This window comes from Luteimonas soli (genome assembly GCF_042648865.1).
Taxonomy (GTDB): domain Bacteria; phylum Pseudomonadota; class Gammaproteobacteria; order Xanthomonadales; family Xanthomonadaceae; genus Luteimonas; species Luteimonas soli.
In genome coordinates, this window is the sequence record NZ_JBHRYA010000007.1 from 124,551 (window position 1) to 141,649 (window position 17,099).

Below are 17,099 nucleotides of genomic sequence, written 5' to 3' on the forward strand. Positions count from 1 at the left end.
AAACTGCATCGCCGATTTGCCCCGGGTTCATCCAGATGAATGCAAGTCCTTGTAATGAAACAGTAATTCCGCTCTCACGATGGTTTAACGTGAAGACGCGATATGAGTGGAGGCGGTGTCTGCGGGAACGTCCGGTGTCGAGGCCGGCTCGATATCCGACTGTTCCAGATTTGTGATCAAAGTCACTGTTTGAGCCCCCACACCGACCGCGAACACGCGACCGGCGCGGGACTTCACCACCACGATCCGTTCACGGGATCCCACCGGCAGGATCTGCACGATCGACAGCGGTGCGTCCTGGCCGGTGAGGCCGAAACGGCGACGGACCAGGTACAGCACGGCAACCAGGGCAATGATGACCAAGGCCAATGGCAGCAGGATCCCGATCACTTCGCCGGCAATCGAGCCCGGCGCGGCGGGCTGCGTGGCAGCAGGCGCGGCGGCGGCGAGCGCGGCCAGCGGCGCGCCGGCGGACAGGGCGCCGAGGCCGGCGGGAAGGAACAACGGGCGATGGGTCTTCATGGCGTTCCGGGAGGACGGCGGAAGGCGCCGCCGGGTCGCCGGTTACCGTAGCAGCCGGGTCGTGTCCGGCAACAGTCGCCGGTGGCGGGCGGCATGAGCCCGGCGCGCGCCAAGGTGGCGAAGGTGGCCAAGGCCGGCGCCGGCAAGCGGCCGCGCGCGACCGCCAGCCCCGCACGCGGCACGATCTCCCTGCTCGAGGCGGTGCCGTTCGCCTGCGCCGCCTATGCACGCGACGACGGCACCCTGGTCGCGGCCAACCGGCGCTTCGACGACGAATTCGCGGCGCTGCCCGAACACGGCCAGCGCGAGCAGCTGCTGGCGCGGTTGAGCGAGGGCGCGCTCGACGAAGCCGAATCCCCCGAAGTACGCGCCCCCCACAGCGGCCGCTGGTACTCGCTGCACTGGGGCCAGGCGCAGCACGACGGCCAGCCGCTGGCGCTGCTGACCGCGATCGACATCAGCGAACGCATCGAGGCGCTGGACTCGCGCAAGTCGCAGCAGGAGAAGCTGCTGTTCACCTCGCGGATGATGTCGGTCGGCGAGATGGCGGCCACGCTCGCGCACGAGCTCAACCAGCCGCTGGCGGCGATCGTCAACTACCTCAACGGCTCGCTGCGCCTGGTCGACCAGGCCGGCGGCCCGGCCCAGGTCGAGCGCGCGCTGCAGGCCGCGCGCACCCAGGCCGAGCACGCGGCGGCGGTGATCTCGCGGGTACGAGAGTTCGTCCGCGCGCGCGAGCCGCGGCGCGACGCGCAGGACGTGCACGCGATGGCCGCCACCGTGCTCGAACTGCTGCGGCTGGAGGCCGAGCGCCAGCAGCTGCGCATCGATGTCGCGCTGGCCGCGTCGCTGCCGCACGTGTACGCAGACCGGGTGATGGTCGAGCAGGTGCTGCTGAACCTGGTCAAGAACGCGATCGAGTCGATGCGCGGCATTCCCGCGGCCAAGCGCGAGCTGCGGGTGGAGGGGCGGGTGAACCTCGACGACGAAGTCGAGATCCGTGTCTGCGACCGCGGCACCGGCCTGAGCTCGGCCGAGCAGGACCAGCTGTTCTCGCCGTTCTTCACCACCAAGAACGACGGCCTGGGCATCGGCCTTGCGATCTGCCGCTCGATCATCGAATACCACAAGGGGCGGCTGTTCTTCGAACCGCACGAAGGTGGCGGCAGCGTGTTCGGATTCACCTTGCCGCGCTACGAGGCAGGGGGTGACCAATGAGCGACGCACGGACCGAGGCGCGGACGGAAGCGCGGGTGTACCTGGTCGACGACAACGACGGTTTCCGCGATTCCACCGCGTGGCTGCTGGAGACGGCGGGCTTCGAGGTGGCGGCGTTCGCGTCGGGGCCGGAGTTCGTCGAGGCCTACGGCGGCGACCGCCACGGCGCCGAGCCCGAATGCCTGGTCTCGGACATGCGCATGCCGCAGATGAGCGGGCTGCAGCTGCAGGAGGAACTTCGCCGGCGCGGCATCGTGCTGCCGCTGGTGTTCGTCACCGCGCACGGCGACGTGCCGCTGGCGGTGGAGGCGATGCGCAAGGGCGCGGCCAACTTCCTGGAAAAGCCCTTCGGCGAGGACGCGCTGGTCGATGCGATCCGCGCCGCGCTGGCCAGCGCACGCAACAACGGCGCGGTCGGCGCGGTCGGCGAATGCATGGCCAGGCTCAGCCCGCGCGAGCGCCAGGTACTGGACCTGGTGGTCGCCAGCAAGCCCAACAAGATCATCGCCGACATCCTCGGCATCAGCATCAAGACCGTCGAACTGCATCGCGCCAACATGATGAACAAACTCGGGGTGCGCTCGCTGCCCGAACTGATGAAGGTGGCCCTGGGACATGCCTGACAGCGCAGTACGCAAGCCCGAACCGGCCGCGAAAAAGCCGGTGGCGAAGAAATCGGCCGAAAAGAAGCCGGCGGAGAAGAAGCCCGTGGCAGGGAAGCCGCCCGCGCGCGCCCTGCGCGGGTCGATCCCCGAAGTCGCGCCCGCGCAGGCCGAGGCGCTGCGCGGGCTGTTCGCCGCGCACCGGAAGTGGCCGCTCGGCGACGGCGTCGCGCTGCGGTTCACACCGGGCATCGCCCCCGCACCGGACGAAACCTTCAGCGTCGATGCCCAGGGCACGCGCCTGCGCCTGCGGCTGGACGCCGATGCCGCCGTGCAGCCCGGCGCGGGCGGCCTGCACTGGAGCGACTACCGCGGGCGCGCCCGCCTGCTGGCCTGGAGCCTGGCCCACGAGCGCGCGCTGATGCGCCTGAGCGAAGTGCTCGGCACCTCGCTGGTGCCGCAGGAGGCCGACGACGACGACGCTGACGACGCCGCCGTCTGGCTCGCATTCGCCACCGACGGCGCCGCGGAAGCGGCCGTCGAACCGCTGCGCGGGGCGATGCGGTTCCCGGTCGACTGGCTGCCGCGCCTGCGCGAGCGCGCCGAACCTGTCTACGAAGACGACCCGCTGCCGCGCCTGGACGCGCTGCGCGACCTGCCGGTGCCACTGCGGATCGGATTCGAGGGCCCGCGCCTGGCCCTGGCCGACTGGCAGGGCATGCGCCCGGGAGACGTCATCCTGCTCGGCAACGGCCGCATGCCGGCGCTGCAGGCGCGCGCGGCGCGCACCGCCTGGCCGCTGGCGGCCGCCCCCGACGGCTGGCGCATCGCCGCCGCCGCGCAACCCCTGCCTTCCCCCACGGAGCCTTCCATGAGCAACGACGAAACCCCCAACGACGCCGAAGGCGCGCAGGACGCCGGCGCCGAGTCCGGCAGCGGCGACGCGCTCGCGCGCAACCTGCCGGTGCAGCTGGCGTTCGACATCGGGCGCCTCGAGGTGAGCGTCGGCGACCTGGCCTCGCTGCAGCCGGGCTACGTGTTCGCGCTGCCGGCGCAGCTGCAGGGCGCCAACGTCACCATCCGCGCCAACGGCCGCACCGCCGGCCGCGGCGAAGTGGTGGCGGTGGGCGACACGATCGGCGTGCGCCTGCTGGCGTGGGAGTGAAGCGGGGGCTGGGGGCTGGGGACTGGGGCTGAAAGGCAAAGAGCCGAAGCCCGCTGCAACCAGCCCCAGCCCCAGCCCCTAGCCCCTAGCCCCCAGACCCCGAATCCGGAATACCAGCCCCCAAACCCAAGGCTCCCATGGACTTCAACAACCTCGACCCGGCACTGGTCCTGATCACCGTCGTCAGCCTCGCGCTGGCGCCGTTCGTGGCGGTGATGGTGACCTCGTTCACCAAGATCGTGGTGGTGCTGAGCCTGCTGCGCAACGCGCTGGGGCTGCAGCAGGTGCCGCCGAACGTGGTCATCAACGGCCTGGCGATCGTGCTGTCGATCTACGTGATGTACCCGGTGATCCTCGACACCATGGCCGCGATCGAGGCGCGCAAGAACGGCCAGCCGCCGCCGGTGCCGTCGCTGCTGGCCAAGCCGCAGCCGCGGGCGACCGCGGCCACTACCGACCCTCCACCGGCGACGCCACCGCCGGCCACGTCGCCGGCGGCCGCTGATGGCGAAGCGGCGGCCGCCGCTGCCGCCGCTGCGCGTGCCGCTGCGCGTGCCGCCGCGCGCGGCGCATCGTTCGCCAACGTGCGCGACGGCCGCGACGAAGCCCCGGCCACGCCCACCGCCGCGGAGAATGCTGCTGCAGAGCAGGCCGCTACAGAGCAGGCCCAGGCGCTGCCGCCGCTGGCGGAAGATGGCGTGGCGCGGCTGCTCGGCCTGGCCAACGCCGCCAAGGAGCCGCTGCGCGCGTTCCTGCTGCAGCATTCGAGCAATGCCGAGCGCGCGTTCTTCCTGCGCAGCGCGCAGCGGCTGCTGCCGCCGTCGCAGCGCGGCGAGATCACCGCCGAGCATTTCCTGGTGGTGGTGCCGGCGTTCACCGTCAGCGAGCTCACCGCGGCGTTCCAGATCGGCTTCCTGATCTTCCTGCCGTTCCTGGTGATCGACATGGTGGTGGCCAACATCCTGCTGGCGCTGGGCATGATGATGCTCTCGCCGACCACCATCTCGCTGCCGTTCAAGCTGCTGCTGTTCGTGCTGATCGACGGCTGGGCCAAGCTGGTGCACGGCCTGGTGCTGACCTACGGCACCTGAGGAGGACCCGATGGGCGAAGTCATCGAACTGACCAAGCAGGCCCTGTGGCTGACCCTGGTCCTGTCCGGGCCGCCGGTGGGCGCGGCGGCGCTGGTGGGCCTGCTGGTGGCGTTCCTGCAGGCCGCCACCCAGCTGCAGGAGCAGACGTTCGCCTACGCGCTGAAGTTCTTCACCATCGTGGTGACGCTGTTCATCACCGCGGCGCTGATCGGCGGCACGCTGTACACCTTCGCCGACGGGATCTTCTCCGGCTTCCCCGGCATGGTCCGGCACTGACGCGACCGCAGCCGCACGCAGCCACGACCGATGCAGTTCGAACAACTCCTCGGCAACCCGATGCTGGCGCTGGGCCTGACCCTGCCGCGCATCGCCGGCGCCTTCATCATGCTGCCGCTGCTGACCCAGCAGAACATGCCGGCGATGGTGCGCAACAGCTTCCTGGTGAGCCTGGCGGTGGTGGCGCTGCCGGTCGCGCTGGCCGGGCTGCCGGACACCGGGATGGCGGTGTCCGACCTAGCGCCGATCGCGCTCAAGGAGCTGTTCATCGGCATCTCCATCGGCTTCTGCTTCGGCATCGTGTTCTGGGCGATCGGCGCGGCCGGCAACATCCTCGACACCCAGATCGGCATGAGCATGGCGTCGATCTTCGACCCGATCCAGGGCCACCAGACGTCGCTGCACGGGCAGTTCCTGTCGCAGTTCGCGGCCTACCTGTTCATGGCCAGCGGCGCGTTCCTGGTGTTCCTGGACCTGCTGCTGACCAGCTACACGGTGTGGCCGGTGATGTCGTTCTTCCCCGACATCAAGGTCGCCGGCATCCATCTGTTCGTCGGCCAGTTCAGCTACCTGATGACCGCCGCGCTGCTGCTGGCGGCGCCTGCGATCGTGATCATGCTGATCATCGACCTTTCGTTCGGCCTGGTGAACCGCTACGCGCCGTCGCTGAACGTGTTCGCGCTGACGCTGCCGATCAAGGCCTGGCTGGCCACGGCGGTGATCCTGCTGATGATCGGCGCGCTGATGGACTTCGTGCTGCAGCGCCTGGGCGACAGCAGCGGCTTCCTGGAGGTGCTGCAGAAGGCCTTCAGCGCGTAGGGCGGGCGTCGACCCGCTGTTTTTTGGATCTTCTCCCAATTGAAAGACGGGGACAGCCCACGCAGACGATTGCGGGCTTCGGAAACAGCGTCGTCCCGGCCGGGGCATGCTCCCCGGCTCGGTCAGGACGCCGCTGCGCGGCTCCCCCGGCCCGGCGCAGCGCGCCGGGCATTCGCACGGGCGCGCGGCAATGCCGCGCAAGCAGCCCGTGCTCATCCATGCCTGACTCGCCGCCGCAGGCCATCCATGGCCTGCTATCCGCATACCCCGGCCGGGACGCCACGCCGGCGATTCGCTGTCGTGACTTCTTCATCGGCAACCAAGATCAAGAGCCGTCGGGGACGTAACCCCGACCTACGCGGCTTCGACCGGAGTGCCGGTGCCTACGCCAGGGTGAGCCGTGTCCTGGCGGCCGGGGGCCGCGACAAGCGCGCCATGGATGGCGCGCGCCCTCGTCAGGACAGGATGTCCTGCCGAGGGAAAAGCGGCTCCCGGCCGACAGGACACGGCGACCCACCGAAGCCCTCGATTGACTTGGACCGCGTCACGCGGATCCGTAACCAGCGCCGAGCGGATTTGGCGGGTCGAGACCCGCACTACGCGTCGCTGCTGCCTTCGCCGCCGCCGGTCTCGCGGCGCATGCCTTCGGCCCAGTGCAGCACCTCGGCCACCGCATCGAAGAATTCGCTGCCGATGTAGTTGTCCAGCTCGACCTTTTCGTTGAGCCCGCGCGCCAGCTGCACGTTCTGCAGGATCGGCACGCCGGCTTCCTCGGCGGTCTGCCGGATCAGCGCGGCGACCCCGTCCTCGCCCTTGGCAACCACGACCGGCAGGTCGTCGACGCCATGTTCGTACTGCAGCGCGATGGCGATGTGGGTTGGATTGGTCACGACGACGTTCGATCCCCTGACGGCACTGAGCATGTTCTGCTGCGACCACTCCTGGTGCAACTGCCGGCGGCGCGACTTGATGTACGGGTCGCCCTCGTTCTCCTTGACCTCCTGGCGGATGTCGCGCCGGCTCATGCGCAGCTGCTTGGTGTAGGAGAACTTCTGGTACCAGGCATCGAGCACCGAGACGAAGAAGAACACGAAGATCGTCCAGATGCCGATGCGCAGCAGCGCGTACCAGACCGCCGATCCGATCGCCGCCGGCGGCGATGACGGCAGCAGCAGCAGCTGCGGCAGCATGCCCCACAGCACGTAGGCGCCGATGAAGATCAGCGCCGCGCTCTTGACGACCGACTTGACCAGTTCGACCAGGTTGTCCATCGAGAACATCTTCTTGATGCCCTCGACCGGGTTGAGCTTGTCGAGCTTGGGCGTGAGCTTCTTGCCGGTGATGATCGGCCCGACCTGCAGGAACTCCACCAGCACGCCCAGGAACAGGGCCAGCGCCAGCAGCGGCAGCGACAGCCACACCAGGGTATCGAAGGCCACGTGCCCGACTTCGCGCACGCCGACCTCGAACGGCTGGCCGACCGCCGCGATGCTGGCGTCGAACAACGCCTGCATCTTGCGGTACATGAAGCCCATCAGCAGCCAGCCGCCGACCAGCCAGCCGAGCACCAGCACCGTGCTGGTCAGCTCCTTGCTCTTGGCGACGTTGCCTTCCTTGCGCGCGTCCTTGATCTTTTTCGGGGTCGGCTTTTCGGTCTTGTCGGCGCCCTGGTCCTTCTCTGCCATGCCGGCCTCTGGCTGCAAGCGGTCTGATGCAAGGTATGCCGCGGCAGGCTAGCATGGCGATTGTCGACGGCCGGCATGCGCCGCAACGGTGGTCGGCGGCTGAACGCGAGCCGTCATGACCCTGTCATCTAGGGTTGCCCCCAGATGGCTGAACAGGCGCAGCGGCGCTATCTTTCCGCCATCGCCGCCCATGCGGCCCCCGCAGGTTCCAACGAGATTCCCATGAGCACCATCGGCAGTTCCGATCCGCACCTGAACCGAGCCGGCCTCGACCGCCTCGACGGGCAGGTGTCGCTGGAGGAACTGCGTGGTCGCGACCAGGGCACCGGCGCGCGCGAAAGCACCGGCCTCGAACTGCGCGGCACCGCACCGGCGTCCGAAGCGCGCGCCAACGGTACCGACAGCGGTGAAGACGTCCTCAACGCCGCCGCGTGGGACGGCGTGCCCGCCGGGATGCGCATGCTCGCCGGCGACCACGGCTTCGAGGCCCAACTCGGGGCGATGGAGCTTTCCGGCGCCGCCGACAGCGCCGCCGACGCGATCCTCTCGGCGATCGGCTGATCCGCCTCCGGCCGCTCGCCCGATCCGGGCACGGCGCCTAGACTGACGCGCATCGATCCTGCATCGCGATGCCATGACCGCCGACGCCGCTCCCCGCCAGGTGCCGTCCCCGACCGAACTGCGCGCCGCCGCCGACCGCCTGGTCTCGGCGCTGGCCGCGCACAGCGACCCCGAGTACCGCCTGACCGTGCTCAAGCGCCTGGTGCGGCGGCTGGGCGAGGAACGCTATCCGCTGTTCCTGCGCCTGCTGGGCGTGGTCGCCGAAAGCGACGACGCGCGCGCGCAGCGATTGCTGGCGGAAACCTTCGGTACCGCGCTGCGGCGCATGGACGTGCCCGGCGGCGCGCTGAGCTCCTGGGGCGCGGCGCGCCTGCCCGACAGCGCCGGGCCGCTGGAGGCGAGCGCGTTTTCCGGGCGCTTCTTCGGCGCGGCCCCGCAGCGCCTGCTCGGACCGGTGGAATACCTCACCGTCTGGCACCTGCAGCGCACCCAGCGTACCGCGCTGGGCGCGGACACCTTCCGCACCGCCCTGGCGCGGATGATCGCCCTGCTCAACCGCAGCGACGACGCCCGCTCGCTGTACCCGCAGAAACTCGCCGCCGACGCCCAGAACGAACTCGAGGGCGCCTACACCCGCGCCACCCGCGAGCGGCTGGCGGCGATCGCCGCGGCGTGGAAGGCCGGGCGTTCACCGGAAGAAGTCGCCCAGGCCGCGCTCGACGCGCAGGCCACCGACACGCCCGCCAACTGGGTGGTCCGCGACCTCTGAAGCAGGTCGGCCGACGCCGCAGGTCCGGCCCGCCAACCGCGCACCCGGTCACGCCTGCGCCAACCTGAACTTGCGGCACCCGGACCCGGCGGCCAAGATGCCGGCTGTCCAAGGGGGACGAGACCATGCGTCATCGCTGCTGGATCCTGCTGCTGGTGCTGGCCGGCCTGTGCACGCTGGCCGCCTGCCGCCCGGCCCCGGAGGACGCCGCGGCCACCGCTGCGCCCGCGCCCGGCGCCGAAAATCCGGCCGACGCGGTGCGCCTGCTGACCCGCCACCTCCACGACAACGCCCTGGACGCCTACGCCCGCGACGCGGTGCCGCCGGCCCTGTACGCGAAGCTCGAGACGGCCTGGCGCGAGGGCCGCACGCGCTGGCCGCTGGACGAACTGCCGCTGGGCGAGCACCTCCCGGCGATGCTGGCGGCGCTGGAAAAACCGGGCTCGGAGGCGCGCTGGGGCAAGGTCTTCGACCGCCAGTTCGCCAACGCCGACCGCGAGATCGACTCCACCGCGGCGACGCTGGGCCTGTTCGGCGTGCAGTACGTGCGCAACGAGGGCGACTTCAGCGACTCCGAGCGCGACCACTACACCCAGATCATCGCCGCGATCAGCCACTGGGCGCAGTCGGCGCCGCTGTCCGACCCGGGCCGCGCGCATGCCGCGATCCCGCGCCTTGCGGCCGCCGCGCGCGAGGCCGGACTGGCCTCGGAGGCAGATTTCGCCCGCTTCGGGATGGACGACAGCCTGCGCCGGATGGCGCCGTTCGCGGTCGCCGTCAAGCAGGCGCTGGCCGGCTACGGGCTGGACCTGGACGCCAGCCTGGCCGCGCTCGACGCCAGCCTGCAATCGCAGACCGGCGACACCGCGAAGGTGCGGATGCGCTACCTGCTGGGCGGGCAACCGGTCGATACCGTGGTCGAGGTCGAGCGCCATGACGGCCGCTGGTACCTGAGCGACGTGCTGCGCCACGCCCGGGCGGCGCTGGAGCGGCCTGCCACGGTCTCACCGACGCCCGCGCCGGCCTCCGGGCCGGCCGATCCGGCCCCGGCAGCGGCGGGGGGACCGCCTTCGGCATAATGCCGGCGATGCCGACCCAGCCCACCCAGCCGACCCTGTTCGAATCCGACCCGCCGCCGCCCGCCACCGCGGCGGCGACGCCTGAAGCGCCTGGACCCGCGCCGGCGGACAGCCCCGCCGACGACGACGCGCCCACGCACGCCGACGCCGACGCATCGGGCCGCCAACCCTCGCTGCTGCCCGACAACCCGCCGCCGTCAGTCGCCCAGCTGCGCGAACGCCGCCCGCTGTGGGCGCGCCTGCTCGGCCGCCTGCTGCGGCCGTGGATCTCGCTGCGGATCGAGCCCGACGCGCCGCAACAGTTCGTCGACCCGCGCCCGGTCTGCTACGTGCTCGAGGACTATGGCCTGTCCAACGCCCTGATCCTGGACCGCGCCTGCCGCGAGAACGGCATGCCCTCGCCGCTGCGCCCGCTGCCGGGCGACCCGCTGGGCCGCAAGCGCGCCTACGTGGCGCTGTCGCGGCGCAGCGCCAACAGCGCCCTGGCCGCGCTGGCCGCCGGCAAGCCGGCGCCGCCGCGCACCCATTCCGAATCGCTGGCGCGGCTGCTCGAAGCCCACCGCGAGGACCCGGCGCTGGACGTGCAACTGGTGCCGGTGTCGATCTTCGTCGGCCAGGCGCCGGACCGCGCCAGCGGCTGGTTCTCGGTACTGTTCTCGGAGAACTGGGCGCTGGTCGGCCGCTTCCGCCGGCTGCTGGCGATCCTGCTCAACGGCCGCAACACCCTGGTGCGCTTCGCCGCGCCCGTGAACCTGCGCGGGATCATCGCCGAGGACCTGCCGCCCGAGCGCACCGTGCGCAAGCTGTCGCGGGTGCTGCGCACGCACTTCAACCGCATCCGCGAGGCGATGATCGGGCCGGACCTGTCCACCCGCCGCCTGCTGATCGACAAGGTGCTGGCGTCCGAATCGGTCAAGGACGCGATCGCCGACCAGGCGCGCCGCGACAAGTCCACGCCCGCCGAGGCCTGGAAGAAGGCGCACGCCTTCGCCTACGAGATCGCCGCCGACTACTCGCACCCGGTGGTGCGTTCGGCCAGCTTCCTGCTGACCACGGTCTGGAACCGCATCTACCGCGGCGTGCTGGTGCACCACCTTGACCGCTTCAAGGCCGTGGCGCCGGGGCACGAGATCGTCTACGTGCCCAGCCACCGCAGCCACATGGACTACCTGCTGCTGTCGTACCTGCTGTACGACCGCGGCATCGTGCCGCCGCACATCGTCGCCGGGGTCAACCTCAACCTGCCGGTGATCGGCACCATCCTGCGCAAGGGCGGCGCGTTCTACATCCGCCGTTCGATCCGCGGCAGCATGCTGTATTCGGCGGTGCTCAGCGAGTACGTCGCACAGCTGGTCGCCGGCGGCTATTCGATCGAGTACTTCATCGAGGGCGGGCGCTCGCGCACCGGCCGCCTGTTGCAGCCCAAGGGCGGGATGATCTCGATGACCGTGCGTGCGTTCCTGCGCCAGCCCTCGCGGCCGGTGTTGTTCCAGCCGGTCTACATCGGCTACGAGAAGCTGATGGAAGGCAACAGCTACCTCGACGAGCTGACCGGCAAGCCCAAGGAGAAGGAATCGATCTGGGCGCTGCTATGGGGCATCCCCAAGGTGCTGCGGCAGAACTACGGCCAGGTGGTGGTGAACTACGGCGAGCCGATCGCGCTGGGCGACGTGCTGGCCGAGCAGGCGCCCGACTGGGACGGCCAGCCGGTGCCGGACGACGAGAAGCCCGCCTGGCTGTCGTCGACCGTCGACAACCTCGCGCAGCGCATCCAGGTCAACATCAACCGCGCCGCCGACGTGAACCCGATCAACCTGCTGGCGCTGGCGCTGCTGTCCACGCCCAAGCACGCGATGGGCGAGGGCGACCTGCGCGCGCAGATCCTGCTGTCCAAGCGGATGCTGGAGGAAGTTCCGTACAGCGAGCTGGTCACCGTGACCCCGCATTCGCCGGAAGAAATCATCGCCCACGGCGAGGAGATCGGCGTCCTGCGCCGCACCGCGCATCCGCTGGGCGACGTGCTCAGCGTGAGCAGCGCCGAAACCGCGGTGCTGCTGAGCTACTTCCGCAACAACGTGCTGCACCTGTTCACCGCCTCGGCGTGGATCGCCTGCTGCTTCCAGCACAACCGGCGCATGGCGCGGCGCAACCTGCTGGAAGTCGGGCGCACGGTGTATCCGTTCCTGCAGGGCGAGCTGTTCCTGCCGTGGGACCAGGACAGCTTCGCCGCGCGCGTCGACGCGACCATCGAGGTGTTCATCCGCGAGGGCCTGCTGGAGCAGGTCAGCGAGGACGACGGCGGCATCCTGGCGCGCAACGCCGGGCAGAGCGACGAGGTGTTCCGCCTGCGCGCGCTGGGGCATCCGCTGCAGCAGGCCTTCGAGCGCTACTACATCGCGATCTCGGTGCTGGCCAAGAACGGCCCGGGCACGCTCGGCGCCGGCGAGCTGGAAAGCCTGTGCCAGCTGGCCGCGCAGCGGCTGAGCTTGCTGTACGCGCCGGCCGCGCCGGAGTTCTTCGACAAGACGCTGTTCCGCGGCTTCATCCAGAAGCTGCGCGAGCTGGAACTGGTGTGGCTGGACGGCAACAGCAAGCTGGTCTTCGACCAGCGCCTGGACGCCTGGGCGCGCGATGCCAAGGTGATCCTGGGCCGCGAGCTGCGGCACACGATCGAGAAGGTGAGCCCGGAGGCGGTGCGGCCGGAGGTGGTGGTGGAGGCTGCGCCGGAGCCGCCGGCTGGGTAGTCGGAAAAGCGCGCGTCTGCGACTGACTGGGCGCCGGGTGCGAATGCCCTTGGGTGCGAAATAAAGGAGGAGGCGTCGCACCCAAGGGCATTCGCACCCGCGTTCGGGCTTGCACGGCGGTCAGCAGGCGAAAACACCTGGGAACTCGCTTTCCTCAGCGATGTAGACGTCGTTCGAAGGCCGCTTTTTCTCCTTCCCCTTCAAGGGGAAGGCCGGGATGGGGATGGGGTTTCGTGACGCTGCGGTTCTGCCAGCTACACCCTGGCCGCGGGAAACCCCATCCCCACCCAACCCGTCCGGCCCGGCGCAGCGCGCCGGTCGTTCGTTCGGTCCGCGCGGCAGTGCCGCGCAAGCAGACCGCCCTCACCCCCTTGAAGGGGAGGGCTCTTATGCGGGCTCGTCGGGGATCAAGTCCGACTCCAGCCGCGCGATCTGGTCCTTGAGCTGCAGCTTGCGTTTCTTCATCCGCTTGACCGTCAGTTCGTCGGCCTGGATGTCGGCCTGCAGGCGCGCGATCGCGAGGTCCAGGTCGCGGTGCTCGAGCTTGAGCTCGACCAGCTGCTGGTTCATGACGGCGTCGTTGGCGGGTTCCACGCCGGCGAGCTTACACGCGCCCCGGCGCGGCCGTCATTGCCGGTCCCGGGCGACGCGCGGCCGGTAGAATGGCCGGTTCATGAGCACGATCCTGCCCCTGCCCGAACCCGTCCGCCGCGCCGCGCCAAACCAGCGAGCCGCGCGCGAACAGGACAAGCTGGCCAAGCGCCTGCGCCACCAGGTGGGCCGCGCGATCGCCGACTTCGGCATGATCGAAGACGGCGACAAGGTCATGGTCTGCCTCTCGGGCGGCAAGGACAGCTACACCCTGCTCGACATCCTGCTGCAGCTGCAGAAAAAGGCGCCGGTGTCGTTCTCGCTGACCGCAGTGAACCTCGACCAGAAGCAACCGGGCTTCCCCGAACACGTGCTGCCCGAATACCTGGAATCGCTCGGCGTCGAGTACCGGATCCTCGAACAGGACACCTACTCGGTGGTCACGCGGGTGGTGCCGGAAGGCAAGACCATGTGCTCGCTGTGCTCGCGCCTGCGTCGCGGCGCGCTGTACACGTTCGCCGAAGAACAGGGCTTCAACAAGATCGCGCTGGGCCACCACCGCGACGACCTGGTGGCCACGTTCTTCCTCAACCTGTTCTTCCACGCAAAGATCTCCGGCATGCCGCCGAAGCTGCTGTCCGACGACGGCAAGCACGTCGTCATCCGGCCTCTGGCCTACGTGCGCGAGGACGACATCGTCGCCCATGCGGAGGCGAAGCGGTTCCCGATCATCCCGTGCAACCTGTGCGGCACGCAGGAAAACCTGCAGCGCAAGCAGGTCAAGCGGATGCTCGACCAGTGGGAGCGCGAATCGCCCGGCCGCATCGACCAGATCGCGCGCGCGCTGGGCGACATCCGCCCGTCGCAGCTGAGCGATCCGAAGCTGTTCGACTTCCTCGCGCTGGGCCGCCCAGGTGGCGATTCGATGTCGCGCGCAGCCGCGTGGCCAGCTGGCGAACTGCACGACGACGGCGTTCGCGACGAACGCGGCGAAGCCTGACAGCCGATGTCCTTCGATTCGTCACTCCCGCGAAAGCGGGAGCCCAGCGACTTTGACTCCGCCGCGATGGAAACCCGCAAAGTCGCTGGGTCCGCGCCTGCGCGGGGATGACGTCAAGGGCTGGCTCGTTTCCCCATTCCCCATTCCCCATCCCCGGATTTCCCGATGTTCTTCAGAAACCTCACGCTGTTCCGCTTCCCCACCTCCCTCGACCTGTCCGACCTCGACGAGCACCTCGCCGAATGCACGCTCAAGCCCGTCGGCGGGCTGGAGCTGTCGTCGCGCGGCTTCGTCTCGCCGTTCGGGCGCGACGCCGAGGCGCTGAGCCACCGCATCGACGACGCGATCTGGATCACCGTCGGCGGCGAGGACAAGATCCTGCCCGCGGCGGTGGTCAACGACCTGCTGGGCAAGAAGCTTGCCGAGATGGAGGAGCGCGAGGGCCGCAAGCCCGGCGGCCGCGCGCGCAAGCGGCTCAAGGAGGACCTGGTGCACGAACTGCTGCCCCGCGCCTTCGTCAAGCCCTCGCGCACCGACGCGATACTCGACCTCGAGCACGGCCTGTGCATCGTCGACAGCTCTTCGCGCAAGAGCGCCGAGGGCGTGGTGTCCGAGATCCGCAACGCGCTGGGCAGCTTCCCGGCGCTGCCGCTCAACGCCGAGGTCGCGCCGCGCGCGGTGCTGACCGGCTGGATCGCCGGCGAGCCGCTGCCGGACGGGTTCTCGCTCGGCGAGGAGTGCGAGCTCAAGGACGCCGCCGAGCACGGCGCGGTGGTCAAGTGCCAGAACCAGGAGCTGCAGTCGGACGAGATCGCCAAGCACCTGGAATCCGGCAAGCAGGTGACGAAGCTCGCGCTGGTGCTCGACGACCACGTTTCGTTCGTGCTCGGCGAGGACCTGGTCATCCGCAAGCTGAAGTTCCTCGACGGCGCCGTCGACCAGCTCGAAGGCACCGAAACCGAGGACATCCGGGCCGAACTCGACGCCCGCTTCGCGCTGATGGCCGGCGAGCTGCGGCGCCTGTTCGCGCTGCTGGAGCCGGCGCTGAAACTGTCGAAGGCGGAGGGATGAGGCGCCTGCGACGCTTTGGCGCCCTTGCGCGTATGGCCTGATACAGTCCAATTCCTGGGCCAACAGAGGAGATTGTCGCGATGAAACGAGATCTTTCCGTATTCATGGGCGCACTGGCCGTCGCCGCCGCGCTGGCCGCGCCTGCGCTGGCCGTTGCCGCGGAACCGGCGACATCGCCCGACGTCATCGCGCAGTTCCCGGACACGCTCACCGATTCGGGCAAGCAGTTCCTCGAGCGCTGCTCGGACGAGCAGCTCGCCGCGGCCGCCGATCCGGTGCTCGAGTCCAGCCGCTGCCAGGCGCTGTACAGGCAATGGTTCGCGGAGACCGGCGAACCCATGCCGCGCCAGGAGCGCAGCCGCACGCTGCAGCCCAACATCCCATTCCGCAGCGTAGTGAGGATGACGCCCACGCGCGCGCTCTGACGCCGGCAATGCATCGATGATCAAGACGGCGGCCCCCCCGGGGCCGCCGTTTTTCTTTATCCTGCGCACGCCGTTCCCCGCATTCCCCCGCACGCCGCACGCATGTCCTCCCTGTTTCGCCTGCCGAAGCCGAAGCCGCGCACGCTCGAGCGCGACAGCTTCGACTTCACGCTCGATGATGGCCGCAGCATCCGCATCAACCGCGTGCGCGACCCGCGCGCGCGCCGGCTGCGGTTGTCGGTGGACGAGCGCGGTGCACGCCTGACGCTGCCACCGCGCGCGAGCCTGGTCTCGGGCGAACGCTTCGTGCGCGAGCACGGCGACTGGCTGGCACGGCAGCTGGCGATGCACGACGACGACGACGGCATCGAACCGCTGCAGCGCGGGGTGACTGCGCAACTGCCGCTGCGCGGGCGGATGCTGCCGCTGTCCTGGCACGAGGGCCGCTTCACTTTGCTGCGGCTCGATGGCGACGCGCTGGCCATGCAAGCACCCGCACGCGCCGGGCAGGCGGCGCTGGTGCGCGCGCTGCGCGACTTCTACGAGGCGCAGGCGCGCGCCGACCTCGGCCGCTGGCTGCCGCGCCACCTGCCAACGCTGCCGCGCGCGCCATCGCGGGTCCGCTTCAAGGTGATGTCGTCGCAGTGGGGTTCGCTGGCGCCGGACGACGCGATGTCACTGGACCTGTCGCTGGTGCTGGGCGAACCGGCGGCGTTCGAGTACGTGCTGGTGCACGAGCTGTGCCACCTGGTCCACCGCGACCACTCGCCGGCGTTCTGGCGCGAGGTCGAGGCGCGGTGCCCCGGCTGGGGTGCGCAGCGCGAGTATTTCCACGCCGAGGGACGCCGGCTCAAGGCCGGGCTGCGGCGCCTGCTGGCCTGCTGACCGCGGAGATCGCGTTTTCAACTGTGTCCCCGGCTGTCGCCGGACCACAGCGAATGCCTTCGTGCCGATCCGCCTGCCCGCCATCGTCGTCCTGGCCGCGCTTGCCCTGTCCGTGGTTGCCCTGGCCGGCTGCCCGCAGTCGCGCGACGCGTTCGTCGAGTCCGCGCGCGAACCGGCGGTGCGCGCGCTGCCCGCGTACACCGGCCAGTCCGCGCACGCGACCGCATACGGCACGCACGGCGGCGGTACGCTCGACCTTCCCGACGACTTCCCCGCCGACATCTACCTGCCGGCGGACTACCGCATCAACAGCCTGATGGACCGCGGCGCGCTGCGGGTGGTGAGCCTGCAGGCGCCGGGACAGGTCTCGGCCCTGTTCGGCGACGCCCGCGCCAGCATGGACCACCGCGGCTGGAAGCAGACCATGGCAATGCACGACGCCACCGACAGCGCGCTGCTGAGCTACGAAAAGGGCGACCGCGCCGCGGTGCTGTCGTTCAACGACGATCGCGGCGGCGGCGTGACGATCAACGTGCAGCTGCGCGAGGGTGTGCACTGACGCCGTCGGCGCTGCGATCGGACGAGGGCGTAGCCC

17 protein-coding genes and 1 pseudogene are annotated in these 17,099 nt (G+C 70.1%); 15 read left to right on the top strand and 3 right to left on the bottom strand.

Annotated features, from left to right (window positions below):
- Positions 1 to 84: 84 nt before the first annotated feature.
- Positions 85 to 522, bottom strand: a complete 438-nt coding sequence (locus ACFONC_RS07970; RefSeq protein WP_386743202.1) for a FliO/MopB family protein — start codon at positions 520 to 522, stop codon at positions 85 to 87.
- Positions 523 to 615: 93 nt separating this feature from the next.
- Between ACFONC_RS07970 and ACFONC_RS07975 the strand changes: the two genes are divergently transcribed.
- From ACFONC_RS07975 to sctT, 6 genes are all read left to right on the top strand, one after another.
- Positions 616 to 1,740: a sensor histidine kinase gene (locus ACFONC_RS07975; RefSeq protein WP_386743203.1), complete on the top strand. Its 1,125-nt coding sequence runs from the start codon at positions 616 to 618 to the stop codon at positions 1,738 to 1,740.
- Positions 1,737 to 2,363 carry a response regulator transcription factor gene (locus ACFONC_RS07980; protein WP_386743204.1) on the top strand — a complete coding sequence of 209 codons (627 nt, stop codon included), beginning with the start codon at positions 1,737 to 1,739 and terminating at the stop codon, positions 2,361 to 2,363. The genes ACFONC_RS07975 and ACFONC_RS07980 overlap by 4 nt, the downstream gene beginning before the upstream one ends.
- Positions 2,356 to 3,507: a type III secretion system cytoplasmic ring protein SctQ gene (gene sctQ / locus ACFONC_RS07985; RefSeq protein ID WP_386743205.1), complete on the top strand. Its 1,152-nt coding sequence runs from the start codon at positions 2,356 to 2,358 to the stop codon at positions 3,505 to 3,507. The genes ACFONC_RS07980 and sctQ overlap by 8 nt, the downstream gene beginning before the upstream one ends.
- Before the next feature lie 137 nt (positions 3,508 to 3,644).
- On the top strand, positions 3,645 to 4,598 hold the full coding sequence (locus tag ACFONC_RS07990) for an EscR/YscR/HrcR family type III secretion system export apparatus protein (RefSeq protein ID WP_386743206.1): 954 nt from the start codon (positions 3,645 to 3,647) through the stop codon (positions 4,596 to 4,598).
- Positions 4,599 to 4,608: 10 nt separating this feature from the next.
- The gene (sctS, locus tag ACFONC_RS07995) at positions 4,609 to 4,875 is read left to right on the top strand and encodes a type III secretion system export apparatus subunit SctS (RefSeq protein WP_386743207.1); all 267 of its coding nucleotides are present in this window, start codon (positions 4,609 to 4,611) and stop codon (positions 4,873 to 4,875) included.
- Positions 4,876 to 4,905: 30 nt separating this feature from the next.
- Positions 4,906 to 5,694, top strand: a complete 789-nt coding sequence (sctT, locus tag ACFONC_RS08000) for a type III secretion system export apparatus subunit SctT (protein WP_386743208.1) — start codon at positions 4,906 to 4,908, stop codon at positions 5,692 to 5,694.
- Between the two features lie 596 nt (positions 5,695 to 6,290).
- Here the strand turns inward: sctT and sctU are convergent.
- On the bottom strand, positions 6,291 to 7,379 hold the full coding sequence (sctU, locus tag ACFONC_RS08005) for a type III secretion system export apparatus subunit SctU (RefSeq protein ID WP_386743209.1): 1,089 nt from the start codon (positions 7,377 to 7,379) through the stop codon (positions 6,291 to 6,293).
- Positions 7,380 to 7,601: 222 nt separating this feature from the next.
- On the opposite strand from sctU, the gene ACFONC_RS08010 reads away from it, so the two are divergent.
- From ACFONC_RS08010 to plsB, 4 genes and pseudogenes are all read left to right on the top strand, one after another.
- Positions 7,602 to 7,940, top strand: a complete 339-nt coding sequence (locus ACFONC_RS08010) for a hypothetical protein (RefSeq protein WP_386743210.1) — start codon at positions 7,602 to 7,604, stop codon at positions 7,938 to 7,940.
- Between the two features lie 73 nt (positions 7,941 to 8,013).
- Complete coding sequence (locus ACFONC_RS08015; protein ID WP_386743211.1) at positions 8,014 to 8,709, top strand: hypothetical protein; 696 nt, start codon at positions 8,014 to 8,016, stop codon at positions 8,707 to 8,709.
- A 125-nt stretch (positions 8,710 to 8,834) separates the two neighbouring features.
- Entirely contained in the window at positions 8,835 to 9,788 is a 954-nt protein-coding gene (locus ACFONC_RS08020; protein WP_386743212.1) for a hypothetical protein, read from the top strand.
- A 221-nt stretch (positions 9,789 to 10,009) separates the two neighbouring features.
- A pseudogene (gene plsB / locus ACFONC_RS08025) lies at positions 10,010 to 12,532 on the top strand (glycerol-3-phosphate 1-O-acyltransferase PlsB); the annotation flags it as partial.
- 387 nt (positions 12,533 to 12,919) lie between these two features.
- On the opposite strand, the gene ACFONC_RS08030 reads toward plsB, so the two are convergent.
- The gene (locus ACFONC_RS08030; protein WP_386743213.1) at positions 12,920 to 13,102 is read right to left on the bottom strand and encodes a YdcH family protein; all 183 of its coding nucleotides are present in this window, start codon (positions 13,100 to 13,102) and stop codon (positions 12,920 to 12,922) included.
- Positions 13,103 to 13,205: 103 nt separating this feature from the next.
- Between ACFONC_RS08030 and ttcA the strand changes: the two genes are divergently transcribed.
- The 5 genes from ttcA (at position 13,206) to ACFONC_RS08055 (ending at position 17,063) form a co-directional block, all read left to right on the top strand.
- Positions 13,206 to 14,123, top strand: coding sequence for a tRNA 2-thiocytidine(32) synthetase TtcA (gene ttcA / locus ACFONC_RS08035; RefSeq protein ID WP_386743214.1), 918 nt, complete (start codon positions 13,206 to 13,208; stop codon positions 14,121 to 14,123).
- A 165-nt stretch (positions 14,124 to 14,288) separates the two neighbouring features.
- Positions 14,289 to 15,194 carry a recombination-associated protein RdgC gene (locus ACFONC_RS08040; protein WP_386743215.1) on the top strand — a complete coding sequence of 302 codons (906 nt, stop codon included), beginning with the start codon at positions 14,289 to 14,291 and terminating at the stop codon, positions 15,192 to 15,194.
- Between the two features lie 80 nt (positions 15,195 to 15,274).
- Complete coding sequence (locus tag ACFONC_RS08045; RefSeq protein WP_386743216.1) at positions 15,275 to 15,619, top strand: hypothetical protein; 345 nt, start codon at positions 15,275 to 15,277, stop codon at positions 15,617 to 15,619.
- Between the two features lie 102 nt (positions 15,620 to 15,721).
- Entirely contained in the window at positions 15,722 to 16,504 is a 783-nt protein-coding gene (locus tag ACFONC_RS08050; protein ID WP_386743217.1) for a M48 family metallopeptidase, read from the top strand.
- 61 nt (positions 16,505 to 16,565) lie between these two features.
- A complete protein-coding gene (locus ACFONC_RS08055) occupies positions 16,566 to 17,063 on the top strand; it encodes a hypothetical protein (RefSeq protein ID WP_386743218.1) in 498 nt (165 codons plus the stop codon).
- Positions 17,064 to 17,099: the final 36 nt, after the last annotated feature.

What these genes read in the sequence shown, in the direction of transcription:
- ACFONC_RS07970 (WP_386743202.1), bottom strand. Translation starts at nt 522, where the DNA reads ATGAAGACCCATCGCCCGTTGTTCCTTCCCGCCGGCCTCGGCGCCCTG.
- ACFONC_RS07975 (WP_386743203.1), top strand. Translation starts at nt 616, where the DNA reads ATGAGCCCGGCGCGCGCCAAGGTGGCGAAGGTGGCCAAGGCCGGCGCC.
- ACFONC_RS07980 (WP_386743204.1), top strand. Translation starts at nt 1,737, where the DNA reads ATGAGCGACGCACGGACCGAGGCGCGGACGGAAGCGCGGGTGTACCTG.
- sctQ (WP_386743205.1), top strand. Translation starts at nt 2,356, where the DNA reads ATGCCTGACAGCGCAGTACGCAAGCCCGAACCGGCCGCGAAAAAGCCG.
- ACFONC_RS07990 (WP_386743206.1), top strand. Translation starts at nt 3,645, where the DNA reads ATGGACTTCAACAACCTCGACCCGGCACTGGTCCTGATCACCGTCGTC.
- sctS (WP_386743207.1), top strand. Translation starts at nt 4,609, where the DNA reads ATGGGCGAAGTCATCGAACTGACCAAGCAGGCCCTGTGGCTGACCCTG.
- sctT (WP_386743208.1), top strand. Translation starts at nt 4,906, where the DNA reads ATGCAGTTCGAACAACTCCTCGGCAACCCGATGCTGGCGCTGGGCCTG.
- sctU (WP_386743209.1), bottom strand. Translation starts at nt 7,379, where the DNA reads ATGGCAGAGAAGGACCAGGGCGCCGACAAGACCGAAAAGCCGACCCCG.
- ACFONC_RS08010 (WP_386743210.1), top strand. Translation starts at nt 7,602, where the DNA reads ATGAGCACCATCGGCAGTTCCGATCCGCACCTGAACCGAGCCGGCCTC.
- ACFONC_RS08015 (WP_386743211.1), top strand. Translation starts at nt 8,014, where the DNA reads ATGACCGCCGACGCCGCTCCCCGCCAGGTGCCGTCCCCGACCGAACTG.
- ACFONC_RS08020 (WP_386743212.1), top strand. Translation starts at nt 8,835, where the DNA reads ATGCGTCATCGCTGCTGGATCCTGCTGCTGGTGCTGGCCGGCCTGTGC.
- ACFONC_RS08030 (WP_386743213.1), bottom strand. Translation starts at nt 13,102, where the DNA reads ATGAACCAGCAGCTGGTCGAGCTCAAGCTCGAGCACCGCGACCTGGAC.
- ttcA (WP_386743214.1), top strand. Translation starts at nt 13,206, where the DNA reads ATGAGCACGATCCTGCCCCTGCCCGAACCCGTCCGCCGCGCCGCGCCA.
- ACFONC_RS08040 (WP_386743215.1), top strand. Translation starts at nt 14,289, where the DNA reads ATGTTCTTCAGAAACCTCACGCTGTTCCGCTTCCCCACCTCCCTCGAC.
- ACFONC_RS08045 (WP_386743216.1), top strand. Translation starts at nt 15,275, where the DNA reads ATGAAACGAGATCTTTCCGTATTCATGGGCGCACTGGCCGTCGCCGCC.
- ACFONC_RS08050 (WP_386743217.1), top strand. Translation starts at nt 15,722, where the DNA reads ATGTCCTCCCTGTTTCGCCTGCCGAAGCCGAAGCCGCGCACGCTCGAG.